The sequence below is a fragment of the uncultured Streptococcus sp. genome, from assembly GCF_963525625.1.
Taxonomy (GTDB): domain Bacteria; phylum Bacillota; class Bacilli; order Lactobacillales; family Streptococcaceae; genus Streptococcus.
In genome coordinates, this window is the sequence record NZ_CAURLD010000001.1 from 35,655 (window position 1) to 51,363 (window position 15,709).

The 15,709-nt window shown below is 45.0% G+C and carries 18 protein-coding genes; 16 read left to right on the forward strand and 2 right to left on the reverse strand.

Annotated elements, in window-relative coordinates; all coding sequences use genetic code 11:
- Positions 1-14: 14 nt before the first annotated feature.
- The 16 genes from RYK49_RS00160 to RYK49_RS00235 all read left to right on the forward strand — a co-directional run bounded on the left by RYK49_RS00160 (position 15) and on the right by RYK49_RS00235 (position 12,974).
- On the forward strand, positions 15-980 hold the full coding sequence (locus RYK49_RS00160) for a class I SAM-dependent methyltransferase (RefSeq protein ID WP_314864512.1): 966 nt from the start codon (positions 15-17) through the stop codon (positions 978-980).
- A gap of 36 nt (positions 981-1,016) precedes the next feature.
- Positions 1,017-2,210, forward strand: a complete 1,194-nt coding sequence (locus RYK49_RS00165) for an acetate kinase (RefSeq protein WP_314864514.1) — start codon at positions 1,017-1,019, stop codon at positions 2,208-2,210.
- Between the two features lie 143 nt (positions 2,211-2,353).
- A complete protein-coding gene (locus RYK49_RS00170; protein WP_002910845.1) occupies positions 2,354-3,103 on the forward strand; it encodes a CPBP family intramembrane glutamic endopeptidase in 750 nt (249 codons plus the stop codon).
- A gap of 117 nt (positions 3,104-3,220) precedes the next feature.
- Positions 3,221-3,859, forward strand: a complete 639-nt coding sequence (locus tag RYK49_RS00175; protein WP_125337886.1) for a type II CAAX prenyl endopeptidase Rce1 family protein — start codon at positions 3,221-3,223, stop codon at positions 3,857-3,859.
- 193 nt (positions 3,860-4,052) lie between these two features.
- On the forward strand, positions 4,053-5,009 hold the full coding sequence (gene folP, locus RYK49_RS00180; RefSeq protein ID WP_314864518.1) for a dihydropteroate synthase: 957 nt from the start codon (positions 4,053-4,055) through the stop codon (positions 5,007-5,009).
- Between the two features lies 1 nt (position 5,010).
- Positions 5,011-6,405 carry a folylpolyglutamate synthase/dihydrofolate synthase family protein gene (locus RYK49_RS00185; protein ID WP_314864519.1) on the forward strand — a complete coding sequence of 465 codons (1,395 nt, stop codon included), beginning with the start codon at positions 5,011-5,013 and terminating at the stop codon, positions 6,403-6,405.
- Positions 6,386-6,940, forward strand: a complete 555-nt coding sequence (gene folE, locus RYK49_RS00190; RefSeq protein WP_002896758.1) for a GTP cyclohydrolase I FolE — start codon at positions 6,386-6,388, stop codon at positions 6,938-6,940. The genes RYK49_RS00185 and folE overlap by 20 nt, the downstream gene beginning before the upstream one ends.
- An 87-nt stretch (positions 6,941-7,027) precedes the next feature.
- Positions 7,028-7,840, forward strand: coding sequence for a 2-amino-4-hydroxy-6-hydroxymethyldihydropteridine diphosphokinase (folK, locus tag RYK49_RS00195; protein ID WP_314864520.1), 813 nt, complete (start codon positions 7,028-7,030; stop codon positions 7,838-7,840).
- A gap of 94 nt (positions 7,841-7,934) precedes the next feature.
- Positions 7,935-8,642 (forward strand): ATP-binding cassette domain-containing protein, encoded by a 708-nt coding sequence (locus RYK49_RS00200; protein ID WP_314864521.1) that lies wholly within the window; start codon positions 7,935-7,937, stop codon positions 8,640-8,642.
- A 1-nt stretch (position 8,643) separates the two neighbouring features.
- A complete protein-coding gene (locus tag RYK49_RS00205; protein WP_314864523.1) occupies positions 8,644-9,432 on the forward strand; it encodes a lantibiotic ABC transporter permease in 789 nt (262 codons plus the stop codon).
- Positions 9,432-10,154: a lantibiotic ABC transporter permease gene (locus RYK49_RS00210; protein ID WP_314831612.1), complete on the forward strand. Its 723-nt coding sequence runs from the start codon at positions 9,432-9,434 to the stop codon at positions 10,152-10,154. The genes RYK49_RS00205 and RYK49_RS00210 overlap by 1 nt, the downstream gene beginning before the upstream one ends.
- Positions 10,155-10,166: 12 nt before the next feature.
- Positions 10,167-10,865: a response regulator transcription factor gene (locus RYK49_RS00215; protein ID WP_019775565.1), complete on the forward strand. Its 699-nt coding sequence runs from the start codon at positions 10,167-10,169 to the stop codon at positions 10,863-10,865.
- The gene (locus RYK49_RS00220; RefSeq protein WP_314864527.1) at positions 10,832-11,869 is read left to right on the forward strand and encodes a HAMP domain-containing sensor histidine kinase; all 1,038 of its coding nucleotides are present in this window, start codon (positions 10,832-10,834) and stop codon (positions 11,867-11,869) included. Before RYK49_RS00215 ends, RYK49_RS00220 begins: the two co-directional genes overlap by 34 nt.
- 296 nt (positions 11,870-12,165) lie before the next feature.
- Entirely contained in the window at positions 12,166-12,369 is a 204-nt protein-coding gene (locus RYK49_RS00225; RefSeq protein ID WP_002896748.1) for a helix-turn-helix transcriptional regulator, read from the forward strand.
- Complete coding sequence (locus RYK49_RS00230) at positions 12,366-12,530, forward strand: hypothetical protein (protein ID WP_227969940.1); 165 nt, start codon at positions 12,366-12,368, stop codon at positions 12,528-12,530. The genes RYK49_RS00225 and RYK49_RS00230 overlap by 4 nt, the downstream gene beginning before the upstream one ends.
- 9 nt (positions 12,531-12,539) lie before the next feature.
- The gene (locus RYK49_RS00235; RefSeq protein ID WP_314831624.1) at positions 12,540-12,974 is read left to right on the forward strand and encodes a hypothetical protein; all 435 of its coding nucleotides are present in this window, start codon (positions 12,540-12,542) and stop codon (positions 12,972-12,974) included.
- A gap of 54 nt (positions 12,975-13,028) precedes the next feature.
- Here RYK49_RS00235 and RYK49_RS00240 read toward each other — a convergent pair whose 3' ends face one another.
- Positions 13,029-14,513, reverse strand: coding sequence for a DUF1846 domain-containing protein (locus RYK49_RS00240; RefSeq protein WP_314864529.1), 1,485 nt, complete (start codon positions 14,511-14,513; stop codon positions 13,029-13,031).
- 119 nt (positions 14,514-14,632) lie between these two features.
- Entirely contained in the window at positions 14,633-15,697 is a 1,065-nt protein-coding gene (gene pepA, locus RYK49_RS00245) for a glutamyl aminopeptidase (protein WP_111676713.1), read from the reverse strand.
- Positions 15,698-15,709: the final 12 nt, after the last annotated feature.

The window sequence follows — 15,709 nt, forward strand, 5'->3', positions numbered from 1 at the left end:
GAACGGAGGATTCCATGAATTTTGAAAAGATAGAACAAGCTTATACTCTGATTCTCGAAAACGTCCAGAATATCCAAAACGCTCTGGCGACCAATTTTTACGATGCTCTGATTGAGCAGAATGGCATTTACCTAGATGGAGATACGGACTTACAAGAAGTTCTGACCAACGATGAAAAAATCCGCTCTCTGCATTTGACCAAGGAAGAGTGGCGGAGAGCCTATCAGTTTATCCTAATGAAGGCTGCCCAGACGGAGCCCATGCAGGTCAATCATCAATTCACACCTGACACAATTGGTTTTCTGATTACTTTCTTATTGGACCAGCTAGCTCACGGAGAGGAAGCTGATGTATTAGAAATCGGCAGTGGAACTGGAAATTTGGCTGAGACTATTCTCAATCATACCCAAAAGAAGATTGACTATCTGGGTCTGGAGCTAGATGATTTATTAATTGACCTTTCTGCCAGCATTGCAGAGGTTATGAACTCTAAGGCTCACTTTGCTCAGGGGGATGCAGTTCGACCTCAGGTTCTGAAAGAGAGTGATATCATTATCAGTGATTTACCGGTCGGTTTTTATCCAGACGACAGTATCGCCTCTCGCTATGAAGTGGCTAGTCCGGATGAGCACACTTATGCCCACCATCTTCTAATGGAGCAGTCACTCAAATATCTGAAACCGGGAGGTTATGCTATATTTCTGGCGCCGAATGACCTCTTGACCAGCGCTCAAGCTCCTCTGCTGAAAAAATGGCTCCTAGCCAAGGCTCAGTTTATTGCGATGATAACCTTGCCAGAATCTATTTTCTCAAGCAGCAAACATGCCAAAACTCTTTTTGTCTTGAGGAAGCAAGAAGCGAATAACATTCAGCCATTTATCTATCCTCTGCGGGATTTGCAGGATCATGATGAAATGTTTAAATTCCGCCAAAGTTTTCAAAACTGGTACAAAGATAGTGAAATTCAAACAAAATTTTGATATAATGATTTTGAAAACGCTTAAAGAGGTGAAGAAATGTCGAAAACAATTTCTATTAATGCAGGAAGCTCAAGCTTAAAATGGCAACTCTATTTGATGCCGGAAGAAAAGGTCTTGGCTAAGGGCTTGCTGGAACGGATTGGTCTCAAGGATTCTATTTCAACAGTGAAATTTGATGGTCGTTCAGAAAAGCAGGTTCTTGATATTGCAGATCACACGCAGGCCGTAAGAATTTTGCTGGATGATTTGAAACGCTTTAATATCATCGAATCTTATGATGAAATTACCGGTGTGGGCCATCGTGTTGTGGCTGGTGGTGAACACTTTAAGGATTCAGCCCTCGTTGATGAAGAAGTGATTCAAAAGGTAGAGGAGTTGTCTCTTCTGGCTCCATTGCATAATCCAGCCAATGCTGCAGGCATCCGTGCTTTTAGAGAAATTCTGCCAGACATTACCAGCGTGGTAGTCTTTGACACCTCTTTCCATACAACTATGCCGGAAAAAGCTTATCGCTATCCGATTCCGACTAAATATTACACTGAAAACAAGGTCCGCAAGTACGGAGCTCACGGGACCAGCCATGAGTATGTAGCCAAGGAAGCTGCTAAAGTTTTGGGACGTCCAATTGAAGAACTCAAGCTTATCACTTGTCACATTGGTAACGGAGCTTCTATCACAGCAGTTGATAAGGGCGTTTCTGTAGATACCTCTATGGGATTCACACCACTTGGCGGCGTCATGATGGGAACGCGTACAGGGGATATTGACCCAGCTATCATTCCTTACCTGATGCAATACACAGATGACTTTAATACTCCAGAAGATATTAGTCGCGTCTTGAACCGTGAGTCAGGCCTGCTGGGAGTTTCTGAGAAGTCTAGTGATATGCGTGATATCCATGAAGCAATGCGGGCAGGTGATGCCAAGGCTCAATTAGCCAACGACATTTTTGTAGACCGGATTCAGAAATATATTGGTCAGTATCTTGCTGTTTTGAATGGAGCTGATGCTATCATCTTCACCGCAGGAATTGGTGAAAATTCTGTGACCATTCGTGAACTGGTTATTAATGGTATTTCTTGGTTTGGCTGTAACGTAGATCCAGAAAAGAATGTGCGTGGTGCAGAAGGCGTGATTTCCAGTCCTGATGCCAAGGTCAAAGTCTTGGTTATCCCAACTGACGAAGAGTTGGTCATCGCGCGTGATGTCGAGCGTTTCAAAAATCAATAAATTAAGAAAATCCAAAAGCTCAGTTTGACTGGGCTTTTTGTAAGCTTTAAGAAAGGCTTTTCTTGGTTGTTGGCCTTGTAAAAACTGAGCGATTCTATCTCATAGTCACTATCAGCACTTGTTCTCAATACTTGATATACAAAATGCTTGCAGTTAAGAATTGTCTATACAAAAAGAGAAAATTGAGCTATACTAGGAGGGAAAAGGAGGAAGATATGAAAGCGATTCTAAAAAAATTAGAGTACATTCTACTGACTCTGTTTGTCTTATTTCTCAGCCAGATACCATTTATATTTATCCGACAGATGACGTCTTCTGAGAAGAGTTTTTCAGTTGGACAGACTATCTTTGTGCTGGTGGTGTATCTTTTGATTATCTTTTTTGTTCTGAGAATGGCTAAGCAAGAAGAACTGCTGAGTTTAGACTTTAGCTTCTTCAAATGGTCTTCGTTTGGTTGGTTAGCTGTTTCTAATGTTGTCATGATTGGGGTCAACATGTTGGGAGCAATTATTATGCTGCTGGAAGGTCAAGCTATTTCCACTGCTAATCAGGATGCCTTGAATGCTTTATTTCAGCATGTACCCAAGATTTTATTAGTGGTAGGTGCTGTGATTCAGGCTCCTATCTTGGAGGAAGTAGTCTTTCGTGGCTTGATTCCTCAGAAGATTTTTACCAAGCATTATGTTTGGGGATTGGTTGTAGGAGTTATTCTTTTCGGTCTTTTTCATGGTCCGACCAATATCGGCAGTTTTGTTATCTATGCAGGTATGGGTGCTGTTTTAGCTGCTGTTGCTTACATATTTAAGCGTTTGGAAATGTCTATTTTGGCACACATGCTGAGAAATGGAGTTGCAGTACTCATCATGATACTGACAGGTTTGGTGAACAAGTAGGAAAGCAGAGAATATCTGCTTTTTTTGTCATTTGAGGCACAAATTAGGACATTTGAGGGGATTTCTCCCAGCTTGCTCTTACTTCTTCTATAATGATAAGGGAAGAATGGAGAGAATATGCTGAAACTAGAGAAAATCATTCAATTGTTACTACTGGCTATGTTGACTCAGACGGGACTGCTGCTCATGCTTCATCCAATGCCTCATCGCTTGGTCTTTAGTCAGGCTAATCTGCTTTTTATGGTGGGCTTGCTGGGGTTGCTTTTTTGTTGTGCCTTTTATTTTGCCAGAGAACTGCAGGAAATCAAAGATTCCTTGCGTCAGTCAAGCAATTATCGACACTTGCTTTTCTTGTATTTTTTGATGATTTTGGTCAATGCTGCGGGGGTTCTTCTGCTGTGTGGCAAGGAGGTACAGTCAGGACGGGCGGTGGAGCAGATGCTGACGGAGAGTTTTCTGTCATCTTCTCTTTTGCTTCTGGGGATTGATATTGCCGTTTTATCCCCTGCAGCACCGAAATTTGTTGACAGTGACTTTTCTCTTCGCTATCGGAAGAGCTGGGGGATTGCACTAGGTTTGCTCTGCTTTTCCCTTGCGAAAAATCCTCAGGAAACTCTGTGTTTTCTCTCCTATCTAGTTTTGGGACTGGTCTTTGCCCATCTCCTCAGGCCTTATTTTCAGCGTTTGGAGCTGTCTATGCTGGCCCATATTCTCCGAAATATGATTATTCTCAGCCTTTTACCCTTTTGCTTTTAGAAAGTGTTTTGTCAAATAGAAGAATTATGGTAAAATGGTAAATGAAACAAGGGACTAGATAAGGTCTTCTTGTGAAGTCGAGTGCAGTTCATAGGACTGGATGCTGCATCTGCTGAGAGCTTTGCAGTACACTAGATGAGTGTGCCTTTTTTGTTGAAGAGCAGGGCAGTCAATAGAAATGAGATGAAAATCAATGGTGAATCTAAAAGCAATCGCTCCAGATGGCCGAACGGGCCTCTGTGGCATTATCAATGCGACGCCGGATTCCTTTTCAGATGGTGGGCGCTACAACACGGTTGAGACGGCATTGGCTCAGGCTAGAAAGTTGATTGCTGAGGGAGCTCACATGCTGGATATTGGTGGTGAGTCTACTCGGCCAGGCAGTAGTCATTTTGTGGCTATTCAAGAAGAGATAGAGCGAGTCGTGCCAGTCATTGAAGCTATTCGTCGGGAAAGTGATATTGTGATTTCTGTGGACACTTGGAAGTCGGAAGTGGCTGCGGCGGCATTGGCTGCGGGTGCAGACATTATCAACGATATTACTGGTCTCTTGGGTGATGAAAAGATGGCGGAGACGGCTGCGAAATATGGCGCGCCAGTCATTGTCATGTTTAATCCAGTGATGGCTCGTCCTCAACATGCCAGCTCAAAAATTTTCCCAGAATTTGGCTTTGGTTCAGCCTTCACAAAGGAAGAGTTATCTCTTTTTGCAGAGCTGCCGATTGCAGAACTGATGTGGAAGTGTTTTGAGAAATCTTTGAAGGTGGCCGAAAATGCTGGCCTTTCGCGTGATAATATCATGCTGGATCCAGGGATTGGTTTCGGTTTAACCAAGCGGGAGAATCTTCTCATTTTGCAGGAGTTGGATAGTCTCCATCAGGCTGGTTTCCCTATTTTTCTTGGGGTTTCTCGTAAGCGGTTTCTCGTTAGTATCTTAGAAGAAAACGACTTTGAGGTCAATCCTGAGACTCAGGAAGGCTTCGAAAACCGTGATACAGCTTCAGCCCATCTGACTAGCCTTGCGGCTAGCAGAGGCGTTGAAGTTGTCAGAGTGCACGAAGTGGCTAAGCACCGGATGGCTGCTGCCGTTGGTGATGCGATTCGTCTAGCGCAGCAGACAGAAGATCTCAATCTAGGTCAGTATAAGTAAGATGAAAAAACAAGAATTACCTGATTTAAGTTGGCTGGAAGTCTATCGAACAGCCAGTCCCAATTTTGGCTTGGAGCGGATGGAGCGTTTGCTGGAGCTGCGGGGAAATCCACATTTGCGGCTGCCAGTCATCCATATTGCAGGGACTAATGGCAAGGGCTCAACCATTGCCCATCTGCGCCAACTCTTGGAGGTGCGAGGCTTGCGGGTTGGCACTTTCACCTCTCCCTACCTAGTCAGCTACAATGAGCAGATTGCCATTAATGGCAATGCGATCTCCGACCAAGACCTTCAGAGATTACTTTCTATTTACCAAGAGCTTTTGGCTCAGCATGCAACAGACTCTAGCTTGCAAGGGGTGACTGAGTTTGAGATTATAACTGCTCTGGCTTATGATTATTTTGTCCAGCAGCAGGTGGATGTGGCTATTATCGAGGTCGGCATGGGTGGGCTTTTGGACAGTACCAATGTATGTCAGCCCTTGCTGACCGCTATCACGACAGTCGGTCTGGATCATGTGGCCCTGCTGGGTGACAGCCTAGAGGCCATTGCCCAGCAGAAAGCTGGCATTATCAAGCCTGGAGTTCCCATTGTGACCGGTAGGTTAGAGCCAGAGGCTATGGCAGTAGTCGAGCAGAAGGCTGCTGAAAAAGATGCTCCGCTCTTTTCTTGGTCTCAAGCTTATCAAGTGGAACATCAAGAGTCAGAGAAGGGGGAGAGCTTTTCCTTTTCGAATGCCTATCGGGCCAAAGACTCGTATCAAACAGCTTTGATGGGACTGCATCAGGCGGACAATGCTGGACTAGCTCTGCACTTGTGTGACCTATACTGTCAGCTGCAGTCGCTGCCCTTATTGACAAAAGCAGAGGTTGAGACAGCCTTGCTTGCTGCTGTATGGCCAGGGCGTTTGGAAAGGATATCGGATCAGCCGCTCATCCTTCTGGATGGAGCTCATAATCCTCATGCCTTGCGGTCGCTAGCAGCAACACTGGACCAGCATTATCCGACTTATAAGAAGCGCATTTTATTTGCTTGTATCCAAACCAAGGCCTTGGATGATATGGTGAAGTTACTGCAAAAGATTCCCAAAGCAGCTATAAGCTTGACAGCCTTTGCTGATCCGCGGAGTTTTTCTAAAGAAAGCATGCAAGCCTTGGCTGAGCAGCAAGGTCTGTCTTACAAAGAATGGCCGGATTATTTAGCAGATTATTTAGCAGTAGAGCATGAGCCGGATGAGCTTTTGCTGATTACGGGTTCTCTTTATTTTCTGGCTCAGGTTAGAAAATCAATCCTTGAGAATCGCAAGTTAGACTTTGCTGAGCGTCCTTCTCAGTCAAGTCAATTATCAAAAAATAAAAATGAACATAGGAGCATATATGGACACGAAGAAAATTGAAGCAGCTGTAGCCCAGATTATTGAGGCGGTTGGAGAAGACGGAAGCCGCGAAGGTTTGCAGGAGACGCCACAGCGCATTGCTAAAATGTACCAGGAAATCTTTGCTGGGCTGGGTGAGACGGCTGAGGAGCATCTGGCCAAGTCTTTTGAAATCATTGACAATAATATGGTAGTGGAGAAGGATATTTTCTTTCATTCCATGTGTGAGCATCACTTCCTGCCATTTTACGGAAAAGTTCATATCGCCTATGTGCCTAATGGTCGGGTAGCAGGCCTGTCCAAGCTGGCCCGAACAGTAGAGGTCTATGCCAAGAAACCGCAGATTCAAGAGCGATTGACCGTAGAGATTGCTGAAGCCTTGATGGACTATCTGGGTGCTCAAGGAGCCTTGGTCTGGGTGGAAGCTGAGCATATGTGTATGAATATGCGCGGAGTCAGAAAGCCTGGCACTGCAACGGTTACTACAGCAGCGCGTGGCGTTTTAGCGACGGATAAGGACCTAAAAAATGAAGCTTACAAATTGATGGGGCATTGATCTTATCAGTGGTGGAGCATGTCAGGAAAGGCTAGATTATTTTATCAAGGATAAAATGCAGAAACTTGAATCAGAAAGGATAAGAGAATGGATCAGCTGCGCATTAAGGATTTGGAAGTGTATGCCTATCACGGTCTGTTTGGAGCAGAGAAGGAATTGGGCCAGCGTTTTGTGCTGGATCTGATTTTGGACTATGATATGACTCGGGCTGCTAAAACAGGCGACCTGACAGCTTCTATCCACTATGGAGAATTGGCTCATGATTTGACCCACTGGTGTCAGGAAAGCAAGGAAGACTTGATTGAGACGCTGGCTTATAAGCTGATTGATCGGATTTTTCTGACTCATCCTTTGGTACAGAAAGTCAGCTTGGAGGTCAAGAAGCCTTGGGCGCCGGTGCCGCTGCCTTTAGAGACCTGCTCAGTCAAGCTAGTGTGTCAAAAGCGGAAAGCCTTTATCGCTCTGGGGAGCAATCAAGGCAACCCAGCTGCCAATCTGGATGCGGCTTTGGAAAAAATGGCAGAGCAAAATATAAGAATTTTGCAGGAATCAAGCCGTATTGAGACAGAGCCTTGGGGTGGCGTTGAGCAGAATCGGTTCCTCAATCAAGTTGTTGAAGTTGAGACTTGGCTCAATCCTGAGGAATTAATGCAGACGCTCTTGGCTATCGAAGCGGATTTAGGGCGCGTGCGGGAGATCAAATGGGGACCTCGTGTGATTGATCTGGATATCCTTTACATAGGACAAGAAGAGTTTTATAGTCCGGGCTTGATTGTTCCTCATCCTTATGTGGCTGAGCGAGCTTTTGTCTTGCAATCTTTGGTGGAAATCGCTCCACACTTTGTCGATCCCGTGCAGAAAAAAAGTATCCGCCAACTCTGGGATGCAGTCGAAAAATGAGAAAAGAAACTTGTCGTAAGGCAAGTTTTTTTATTGTCTGAACTTTCTCTGAACTTGTCCTTGTATACTAAAGAAAAATCAAAAGGAGTTCAATATGGAACATATGGTGAAAATAGAAGGAGTCTGCAAAAAGCATGGCAGCAAGCAGATTTTAGAAGATATTTCTTTTACAGCTAGAAGCGGTCGGATTACAGCTTTTCTGGGTCCAAATGGTGCAGGGAAAAGTTCGACCTTGAGGATTTTGTTGGGGTTAGATCGGGCGACGTCTGGGACTGCGACTTTTAATGGGCAAGCCTATCAGTCAATGACCTATCCGCTCAGAACGGTAGGTGCAGCCTTTGACGGCATTGGCGGTCTGCCAAATCGAAAGGTCTATGACCACTTGAGGATTATTGCAGCGAGTAATGCTATTCCCAAGTCTCGGATCGATGAGGTTTTGGAGATGACTGGAATCGCTCATAAGAGGAAGGACCTCTTGTCAAGCCTGTCTCTAGGGGAAGGTCAGCGGCTGGGTTTGGCAGCAGCTTTGCTGGGTGATCCTCAGTTTCTTATATTAGATGAGCCGACTAATGGACTAGATCCAAGTGGGATTAAGTGGTTTAGAAAGTTCATCCGTCAGCAGGCTGATTTAGGGAAAACGGTACTTCTATCTTCTCATATCCTATCAGAGGTGCAAATGGTGACAGATGATGTGGTCTTGATTCATCATGGGCGAATTATTGAGCAGGGACGATTGGAAGAGGTGCTGCAAGATTCAGACAGTCTAGAAGATCTCTTCTTTGATTTGACAGAGGGGGTTTAAGATGAAAGAAACGATGTCCTTATTGCATTCAGAATGGTTGAAAATTTGTTCAACCAAGGCTTTCAAAGTGAGTATGGCCTTCATGCTGTTATTGGTGCCTGTCGTATCTTGGCTAGAGGGCCGACAGTATTTATCTGTCGGCTTGGATGCCACACCTGAAACGGTTCCTGGGCTGGCAGAAGCCGTTGATCCGCTGGAATATCTAGGTCTCAACGGGGCCTCTATGGTGGGCATGGTTTTGGTCATTTTAGCTGGAATTTTGGGAGCTATGGAATTTCAGTCTCATAGCTTGAGAACCAGTCTTTTGACCTGTAATAACCGTCTGAAGTTGCTTGTGGGGAAACTCATGATCTTTGCTTGCTTTTCTCTTGCCAGTAGCTTTTTATCAATCTACTTTAGTTATATGGTCATGCATCTGGCTTTAGGAAAGGAAGGGCTTGATCCGATTCTGCTCAATCAGGCAGCTTGGAGTTTGATTTTGTGGAAAACCTTATCTCTAACCTTATTAGGAATCCTTTCATTTTTGTTAGGTTTATTGGCTCGGACCATGCTAGTACCTCTGCTTTTTCTCGTACCCCAGATTTATAATCTGGGAAACTACCTGGCAGCTCACACGAGTTGGGGAGCTTATCTGCCACAACCAGCAGGAGAGTTGTTTGCTGCAACGCCAACTTCCCAATATGTCAACAATCCCTTGCAAGGGCTGTTGATACTTGGTGCATGGTTGCTAGTCATCGGCGGCATGACCTCTCTGCGCTTTTTGAAGACGGATTTAGGAGGGCGCTACTGATGATCAAAGCTCTGCTTAGAAGTGAATGGATTAAGTTCCGTTCTTACTATCTCGCTCTTGGTGCTGCCTTGGTGGTTCTGGTAGTCGTTCCTTTTTTTCTGATGAATCTTGACTATAGTCAGACAGCAGTTGGTCAGACGAAGGCTCTGAGCGAGGTTTTGCACGCCCTCTATCTGGCGCAGCCTGTCATCGTCATCTTTACTTCTCTCTATTTTGCTCAGGAGTTTGTCAAGTCTGGGATGCGAACGAATTTTCTAACCGTATCAAATAGAAAGGCTTGGTTGGCTGGGAAATTCCTTTTTCTGGTCTTGCTGCTCTTGGTCCTCTACAGTATCATTGTAGGCAGCTGTTTCCTTGTTATGCTGGCTCGTTTTGACCTAAGCTTTAGCTGGTCCTTACTGGGGAAACTCCTCTATTACAGCTCTTTTGGTGTTCTCAGCAATCTTTTTCTGGCTTTTTTAACTGCTGGCCTCGCTTTGCTATTTCAATCTTGGGTTGTGCCGGTGTCGGTGCTCTTTCCTCTCTTGATTGGTCTCAGCCGTTTATTGGCAACATTCATCAAGGAAGCAAAATACCTGCCCGATCTAGCTACCCTAAATCTTTTTGAGTATGAAGGGCTTCAGCATTCAATAGATCTCTCAGGGCTGGGAATACAGCTGTTCTGGTTAGCTTTGGTTTGGAGCTCTGCTATATTCTTAACCTTGAAACGAGATGTTCGCTAGAGGTATGCTATAATGGAAATTATGAGACAGTATCGTATTTTGGTGGTTGATGACGACCGGAGCATTTTGAAGCTGGTGAAAAACGTCCTAGAGCTCGATGCTTATGATGTAACGACGCTTGATCGGATAGAAGACCTAGAGCTGACGCATTTTGTCGGATATGACTTGATTCTGCTGGATGTGATGATGGAGCCTGTTAATGGTTTTGAGCTGTGTTCCTACATTCGTCCTCATCTTTCGTGTCCCATCATCTTTTTGACGGCCAAGGAATTGGAGGCGGACAAGGTGGAGGGGCTCTTTCGTGGTGCAGATGACTATATTGTCAAACCTTTTGGGACCAAAGAATTGCTGGCGCGTGTCAGGGCTCATCTTCGGCGGGAGGAAAGACGTGAGGAGCGCTATTCTGAGATTGCTTCTTGTCAATTTTATCCTGAGCGCTATGAAGTTGCCTGTTTTGGTAAAGTCTTGAAATTTTCGGAGCGAGAGTTTAAGTTGCTGCATTTACTAGCTAGCAATCCCAAGCAGACCTTTTCAGCTGAACGCCTGCATACCTTGCTTTACCCAGAAAGTTCAGAAACACAGCTTCGCTCCATCTCAGAATACGTATATCAGATTCGTCAAAAATGCAAACAAGAAGGGCTGCAAGCAATCGCAACTGTGAGAGGAGTAGGCTATAGATGGCAATTAGAACACGAAATTTCAAAAGCCTAGTCTGGACAACCAGTTTAAAAATCGTCTTTTTCCATGTTTTGATTTTTGTGCTTATAGGCTATGAATTTACGCAAGGAAGTGATTATGTCTTTTTTACCTTGTTCTTTTGGGCAGGGAGCTTGCTGCTGATTACTTTTTATCATATTTTGAAATTGCTCCGAAAAATCGACAGGGAAATAAAAATGCTAAAGAGTAATAAGCTTTTAGAAGAAAATCAAAGCCAGCTTTTTCGGATTGAGGAAATGCTCGAAGTCTATAGCGATTTACGGAGCAGCCACCAAGAAAATGCTCGTCTTTTAGAAAAAGAGCAGCAGCATAATCAGGAGTTGATTTTACAGCTATCAGCGACATCGCACGATTTGAAGACGCCCCTAACTGTGATTAAGGGGAATGCTGAGCTCTTGGAATTGGCGCAGTTGGGCCAGCCACAGGCAGACTATGCTGCTGAGATTTTGCAGGCCAGTCACAAGATGGAAGAATATTGTGGCTCTTTGATTGATTACGCTAAGACTTTTCAGATTGATTCTAATCAGTTCAGTCGGCTTTCCTTAGGGAGCTTTTTGGCTTATCTACAGGACGACTGGGCACTGTTCAGCAAACAGGAAAGCTATCGTTTTTATCTCCAAGAAGATTGTGAGCTTAGTCTGATTTTGTTGATCCATTTGGACTATCTCAAGCGAGCTTTGCTGAATATCTTACTGAATGCGCTTGAACATGCAGACCAGGATCAAAAGGAAGTCAAGCTAACGGTATCAGTGCAGCAGGACCAGTTGGTTTTTTCTATCTGGAACAACGGCCTTTCATTTTCAGAGGAGATGCTGCTGGGAGCGGAACAGCTCTTTTATCAGAGTGACCAAAGCCGCAATTCAGCTAATCCCCATCATGGTATCGGCTTAGCCTTTTCTAAGCAGGTAGCTCTCTTGCACGGTGGTCGTCTGACCCTGCTCAATCCAGACCAAGGAGGAGCCTGTGTCAAGTTGACTGTAGCTTTAAAAGGCAAATAACAAAGGAAATCAATAAAGATGATAAAAGAGAGTGGGACAGAAATCGGTAATTCGTTAGAATTCGATTTCGTCGTCCCACCTCCGCACAGTTGAGTAGGGCTGTAAAAGCTGATGAAATCAGCGTAATAGAGCCCACTCAACCACTGCGTCTTGCTCAACAATCCAAAGACAATTGAGAGGCTAGGACTTTTGTCCTAGCCTCTTTTTTGCCGCTTTCTTCTTGACAAAATATGTAAAGGAGACTATACTATATTTGAAAAGTAAAGTTTGTTTTATATTACAGAAAGGAGGCAACCTTGGAAAATCGAATTCAAGAATTACGAAAAAGAAAAAAGCTCAGCCAGGAGGAGCTGGCTGAGAAGCTAGAGGTCACGAGACAAACGATTATTTCTTTGGAAAAAGGCCGCTACAATGCCTCGCTGCTTTTGGCTCATAAAATTGCATCCTTTTTCAATTTAAGGATTGAAGAAGTGTTTCTCTTTGAGGAGGATGAATCATGAAATGGACTTATTTGTGTAAATGGATATTGGCTATTTTGGTGGTGGTTGGCTTATCTTATCTCCATTTTCAAGCCAATTTTATCCCTAAGGAAATCCTGCCTTTTGTGGGAATGTTCCTGATTGTGGTAATTTTGAAAATTTTTCAAGCGTATGAAAAATAGGAGGCCGACATGGAAACACTAACGAAACAAGAATTTAGGAAAAAAATTCAAAGGAAAGTTATCGTGGGGCGAATCTTAACTTTTATCATCTTGGTAGGATTGGCCTGGAGCCACTTTCATTCTCTGGATGATCAGCAGGAAGGAGTCATGGTCGGCATCCTACTGGGGTTTTCTTTGATGACCATTCGGTATAATCTTGCTCTAAGACGGGAAGAAAATTTTGATAAGCTCTACATTCAGGTGACTGATGAGCGCAATCGCATGATTGACGAAAAGACTCGTACTTTGCTTTTTAATATCCTTTTGCTGCTGGCAGCGTGCTTGAGTGTTCTGTCTATGGTTTTCCCAATCATCTTAAATCTCAATCAGTTTCTGACCTTGACCATTATCCTGGTTTTGGGACTTTACTATCTCTTGCGTTTTATCTTGTCTAAGCGTTATTAACAAAAAAAGCTGGCAGAGCCAGCTTCCTCAACAAGCTTTTAACAGAGCTTGTTTTTATTTTCTATAAAGTCGATCATACTGGTAAACGGGGTCCATTGTAACATGGATGCCTAGCTTGCGCAGGACATTTTTGTCTTCATCAGTCAGAGTGACAGTGGAGTGGGCTTCGCTGCCCTTGAGATTGCCGAGTTGCTGCATGGCATGCGCAGCATCCTGATTTTCCATGGCTGTGATTGCCAGAGCCATCAAGATTTCATTGGAGTGAAGACGAGGATTGCGACTGCCCAAATGATTGATTTTCAGTCCTTGGATTGGCTTGACATACTCAGGCTCGATCAGCTTGGTCTCTTTGGCAATGTTAGCTAATTTCTTAATGGCATTAATCAATACAGCAGCCGTAGGGCCAAAGAGTTCAGAGGTTTTACCAGTTACGATTTCACCGTTTGGCAATTCCAAGGCCAGAGCTGGCTCACCAGTGCTTTCAGCCTTGGCACGCGCAGCAACTGTTACCTTACGGTCCAGCGGTGTGATGCCTAGGTCGTTCATCAAGAGTTCGATTTTCTTGACAGCAGATTCAGGAACACGCTCTGCCTTGAAGTCCAGAATCGTCTGGTAGTAGCGACGGATGATTTCCTGTTGAGATGCTTCAATGGCAGCCTCATTGTCCACAATAGCAAAGCCGACCATGTTGACGCCCATGTCCGTTGGAGAAGCATAAGGTGATTTTCCAAGGATACGTTCTAGCATGCGCTTAAGGACTGGGAAAATTTCAATATCACGATTGTAGTTGACAGTGGTTTTTCCGTAGGTTTGCAGGTGGAAAGGATCAATCATGTTGACATCGTCGAGGTCTGCCGTAGCTGCCTCATAAGCTAAATTGACCGGATGGTGCAGGGGCAGATTCCAAACTGGGAAGGTTTCAAACTTGGCGTAGCCTGACTTAATGCCATTGATTTGGTCGTGGTACATATTGGATAGGCAAGTAGCTAATTTACCAGAACCAGGACCAGGTGCGGTCACTACGACTAGATTACGGCTAGTTTGGATGTAGTCGTTTTTCCCCATACCTTCAGGTGAGATGATATGGTCCATGTCGGTCGGATAGCCCTTGATCGGGTAGTGGATGTAGGAGGCGATACCATTCTTTTCCAGCTGGCTGCGGAAGAAATCAGCTGCCGGCTGACCGGAATACTGGGTGATGACCACTGAGCCTACATAAATATCCAGCTCGTTAAAGGTATCGATTAGTCGCAGCACTTCCTGATCATAGGAAATGCCCAAATCCCCACGCGCCTTAGAGTGCTCAATGTTGTTGGCATTGATGGCAATGACAATCTCTACTTGTTCCTTGAGCTCTTTAAGCAGTCTGATTTTATTGTCCGGCTCATAGCCTGGCAGGACACGGGCAGCATGGAAGTCTTCCAGCATTTTACCGCCGAATTCCATGTACAATTTGCCCTCAAATTGATTAATGCGCTCCAAGATATGGTCGCGCTGCAGGTTTAAGTATTTCTCAGAATCAAAAGCAATTTTTTTCATGTATATTTTCACCTCTGCTAAGCATTATAACAAAATTTTCTTCAAATTGGAAAGTTGAAAGAGGAAGTATCAGACAAAAGAGATAGCAGCCCGAATGAAGAACGGGCTGCCTTTTGAAATTAATAGTTGGTAATCGTGTCCACCGTTGAGCGATCTAGCTTTTTGACCAGAGCTTGCAGGAAAGCTTGGGCTTGCAGGAAATCGTCCATGGCATAGAGGGTTTGGTGGGAATGGATGTAGCGGGCGCAGACACCAATGGTAGTAGATGGTACGCCGCCGCTTTGGAGATGGGCAGCACCAGCATCCGTTCCGCCCTTACCGCAGTAGTATTGATACTTGATACCTGCTTCCTCAGCAGTTGTCAAGAGGAAGTCCTTCATAGCTGGCAGCATGAGATGACCAGGGTCAAAGAAGCGAATTAGCGTTCCGTCGCCGATGGCCCCTTGACCACCGTAGATGTCACCCGCTGGGGAGCAATCCACAGCCAGAAAGACTTCAGGGGCAAATTTTGTCGTTGAAGCATGGGCTCCACGCAGGCCAACCTCTTCTTGAACATTGGCGCCGACATAGAGTTGGCTGCCTAGTGGTTGACCAGACAAGGCTTGAGCCAATTCGCTGACCATTAGGACGCCGTAGCGATTGTCCCAGGCTTTGGAGATGATATTTTTACCGTTAGCTGTTAGAATAGCAGAGCTGTCTGGCACGATCGTGTCTCCTGGACGGATGCCGTAGCTTTCAGCTTCCGCCTTATCCACAAAGCCACCGTCAAAGACAATATCTGCAATCTGTGGCATAACTGGTCCGCCAGATCCGCGCGTCAGATGAGGAGGGACAGAGCCTGAGATAAGAGGGATTTCCCGACCTTCACGGGTAAAGAGTTTGAAGCGTTGGCTGCTAACGACCAGTGGGTTCCAGCCGCCGATTTCCACTACGCGGAAGGTTCCGTCAGCTTTGATCTCGCTGACCATGAAGCCAACCTCGTCCATGTGGGCCGCTACCAATACACGGGGAGCATTTTCAGCTTCTGCATGGCGAACCCCAAAGATACCGCCCAGACCGTCGGTGACGACCTCATCGACATGCGGAGTGATTTTTTCCCGCAGGTAGCTGCGAACAGGTGCCTCGTGACCTGAAATAGCAGAAAGCTCTGTTACTTCCTTGATTTTTGAAAATAATGTTGTCATAAACTTACCTTC

Excerpts from the sequence above, each read along its gene's own strand:
- RYK49_RS00160 (WP_314864512.1), top strand. The coding sequence starts at position 15 with ATGAATTTTGAAAAGATAGAACAAGCTTATACTCTGATTCTCGAAAAC.
- RYK49_RS00165 (WP_314864514.1), top strand. The coding sequence starts at position 1,017 with ATGTCGAAAACAATTTCTATTAATGCAGGAAGCTCAAGCTTAAAATGG.
- RYK49_RS00170 (WP_002910845.1), top strand. The coding sequence starts at position 2,354 with ATGCTTGCAGTTAAGAATTGTCTATACAAAAAGAGAAAATTGAGCTAT.
- RYK49_RS00175 (WP_125337886.1), top strand. The coding sequence starts at position 3,221 with ATGCTGAAACTAGAGAAAATCATTCAATTGTTACTACTGGCTATGTTG.
- folP (WP_314864518.1), top strand. The coding sequence starts at position 4,053 with ATGGTGAATCTAAAAGCAATCGCTCCAGATGGCCGAACGGGCCTCTGT.
- RYK49_RS00185 (WP_314864519.1), top strand. The coding sequence starts at position 5,011 with ATGAAAAAACAAGAATTACCTGATTTAAGTTGGCTGGAAGTCTATCGA.
- folE (WP_002896758.1), top strand. The coding sequence starts at position 6,386 with ATGGACACGAAGAAAATTGAAGCAGCTGTAGCCCAGATTATTGAGGCG.
- folK (WP_314864520.1), top strand. The coding sequence starts at position 7,028 with ATGGATCAGCTGCGCATTAAGGATTTGGAAGTGTATGCCTATCACGGT.
- RYK49_RS00200 (WP_314864521.1), top strand. The coding sequence starts at position 7,935 with ATGGAACATATGGTGAAAATAGAAGGAGTCTGCAAAAAGCATGGCAGC.
- RYK49_RS00205 (WP_314864523.1), top strand. The coding sequence starts at position 8,644 with ATGAAAGAAACGATGTCCTTATTGCATTCAGAATGGTTGAAAATTTGT.
- RYK49_RS00210 (WP_314831612.1), top strand. The coding sequence starts at position 9,432 with ATGATCAAAGCTCTGCTTAGAAGTGAATGGATTAAGTTCCGTTCTTAC.
- RYK49_RS00215 (WP_019775565.1), top strand. The coding sequence starts at position 10,167 with ATGGAAATTATGAGACAGTATCGTATTTTGGTGGTTGATGACGACCGG.
- RYK49_RS00220 (WP_314864527.1), top strand. The coding sequence starts at position 10,832 with ATGGCAATTAGAACACGAAATTTCAAAAGCCTAGTCTGGACAACCAGT.
- RYK49_RS00230 (WP_227969940.1), top strand. The coding sequence starts at position 12,366 with ATGAAATGGACTTATTTGTGTAAATGGATATTGGCTATTTTGGTGGTG.
- RYK49_RS00235 (WP_314831624.1), top strand. The coding sequence starts at position 12,540 with ATGGAAACACTAACGAAACAAGAATTTAGGAAAAAAATTCAAAGGAAA.
- RYK49_RS00240 (WP_314864529.1), bottom strand. The coding sequence starts at position 14,513 with ATGAAAAAAATTGCTTTTGATTCTGAGAAATACTTAAACCTGCAGCGC.
- pepA (WP_111676713.1), bottom strand. The coding sequence starts at position 15,697 with ATGACAACATTATTTTCAAAAATCAAGGAAGTAACAGAGCTTTCTGCT.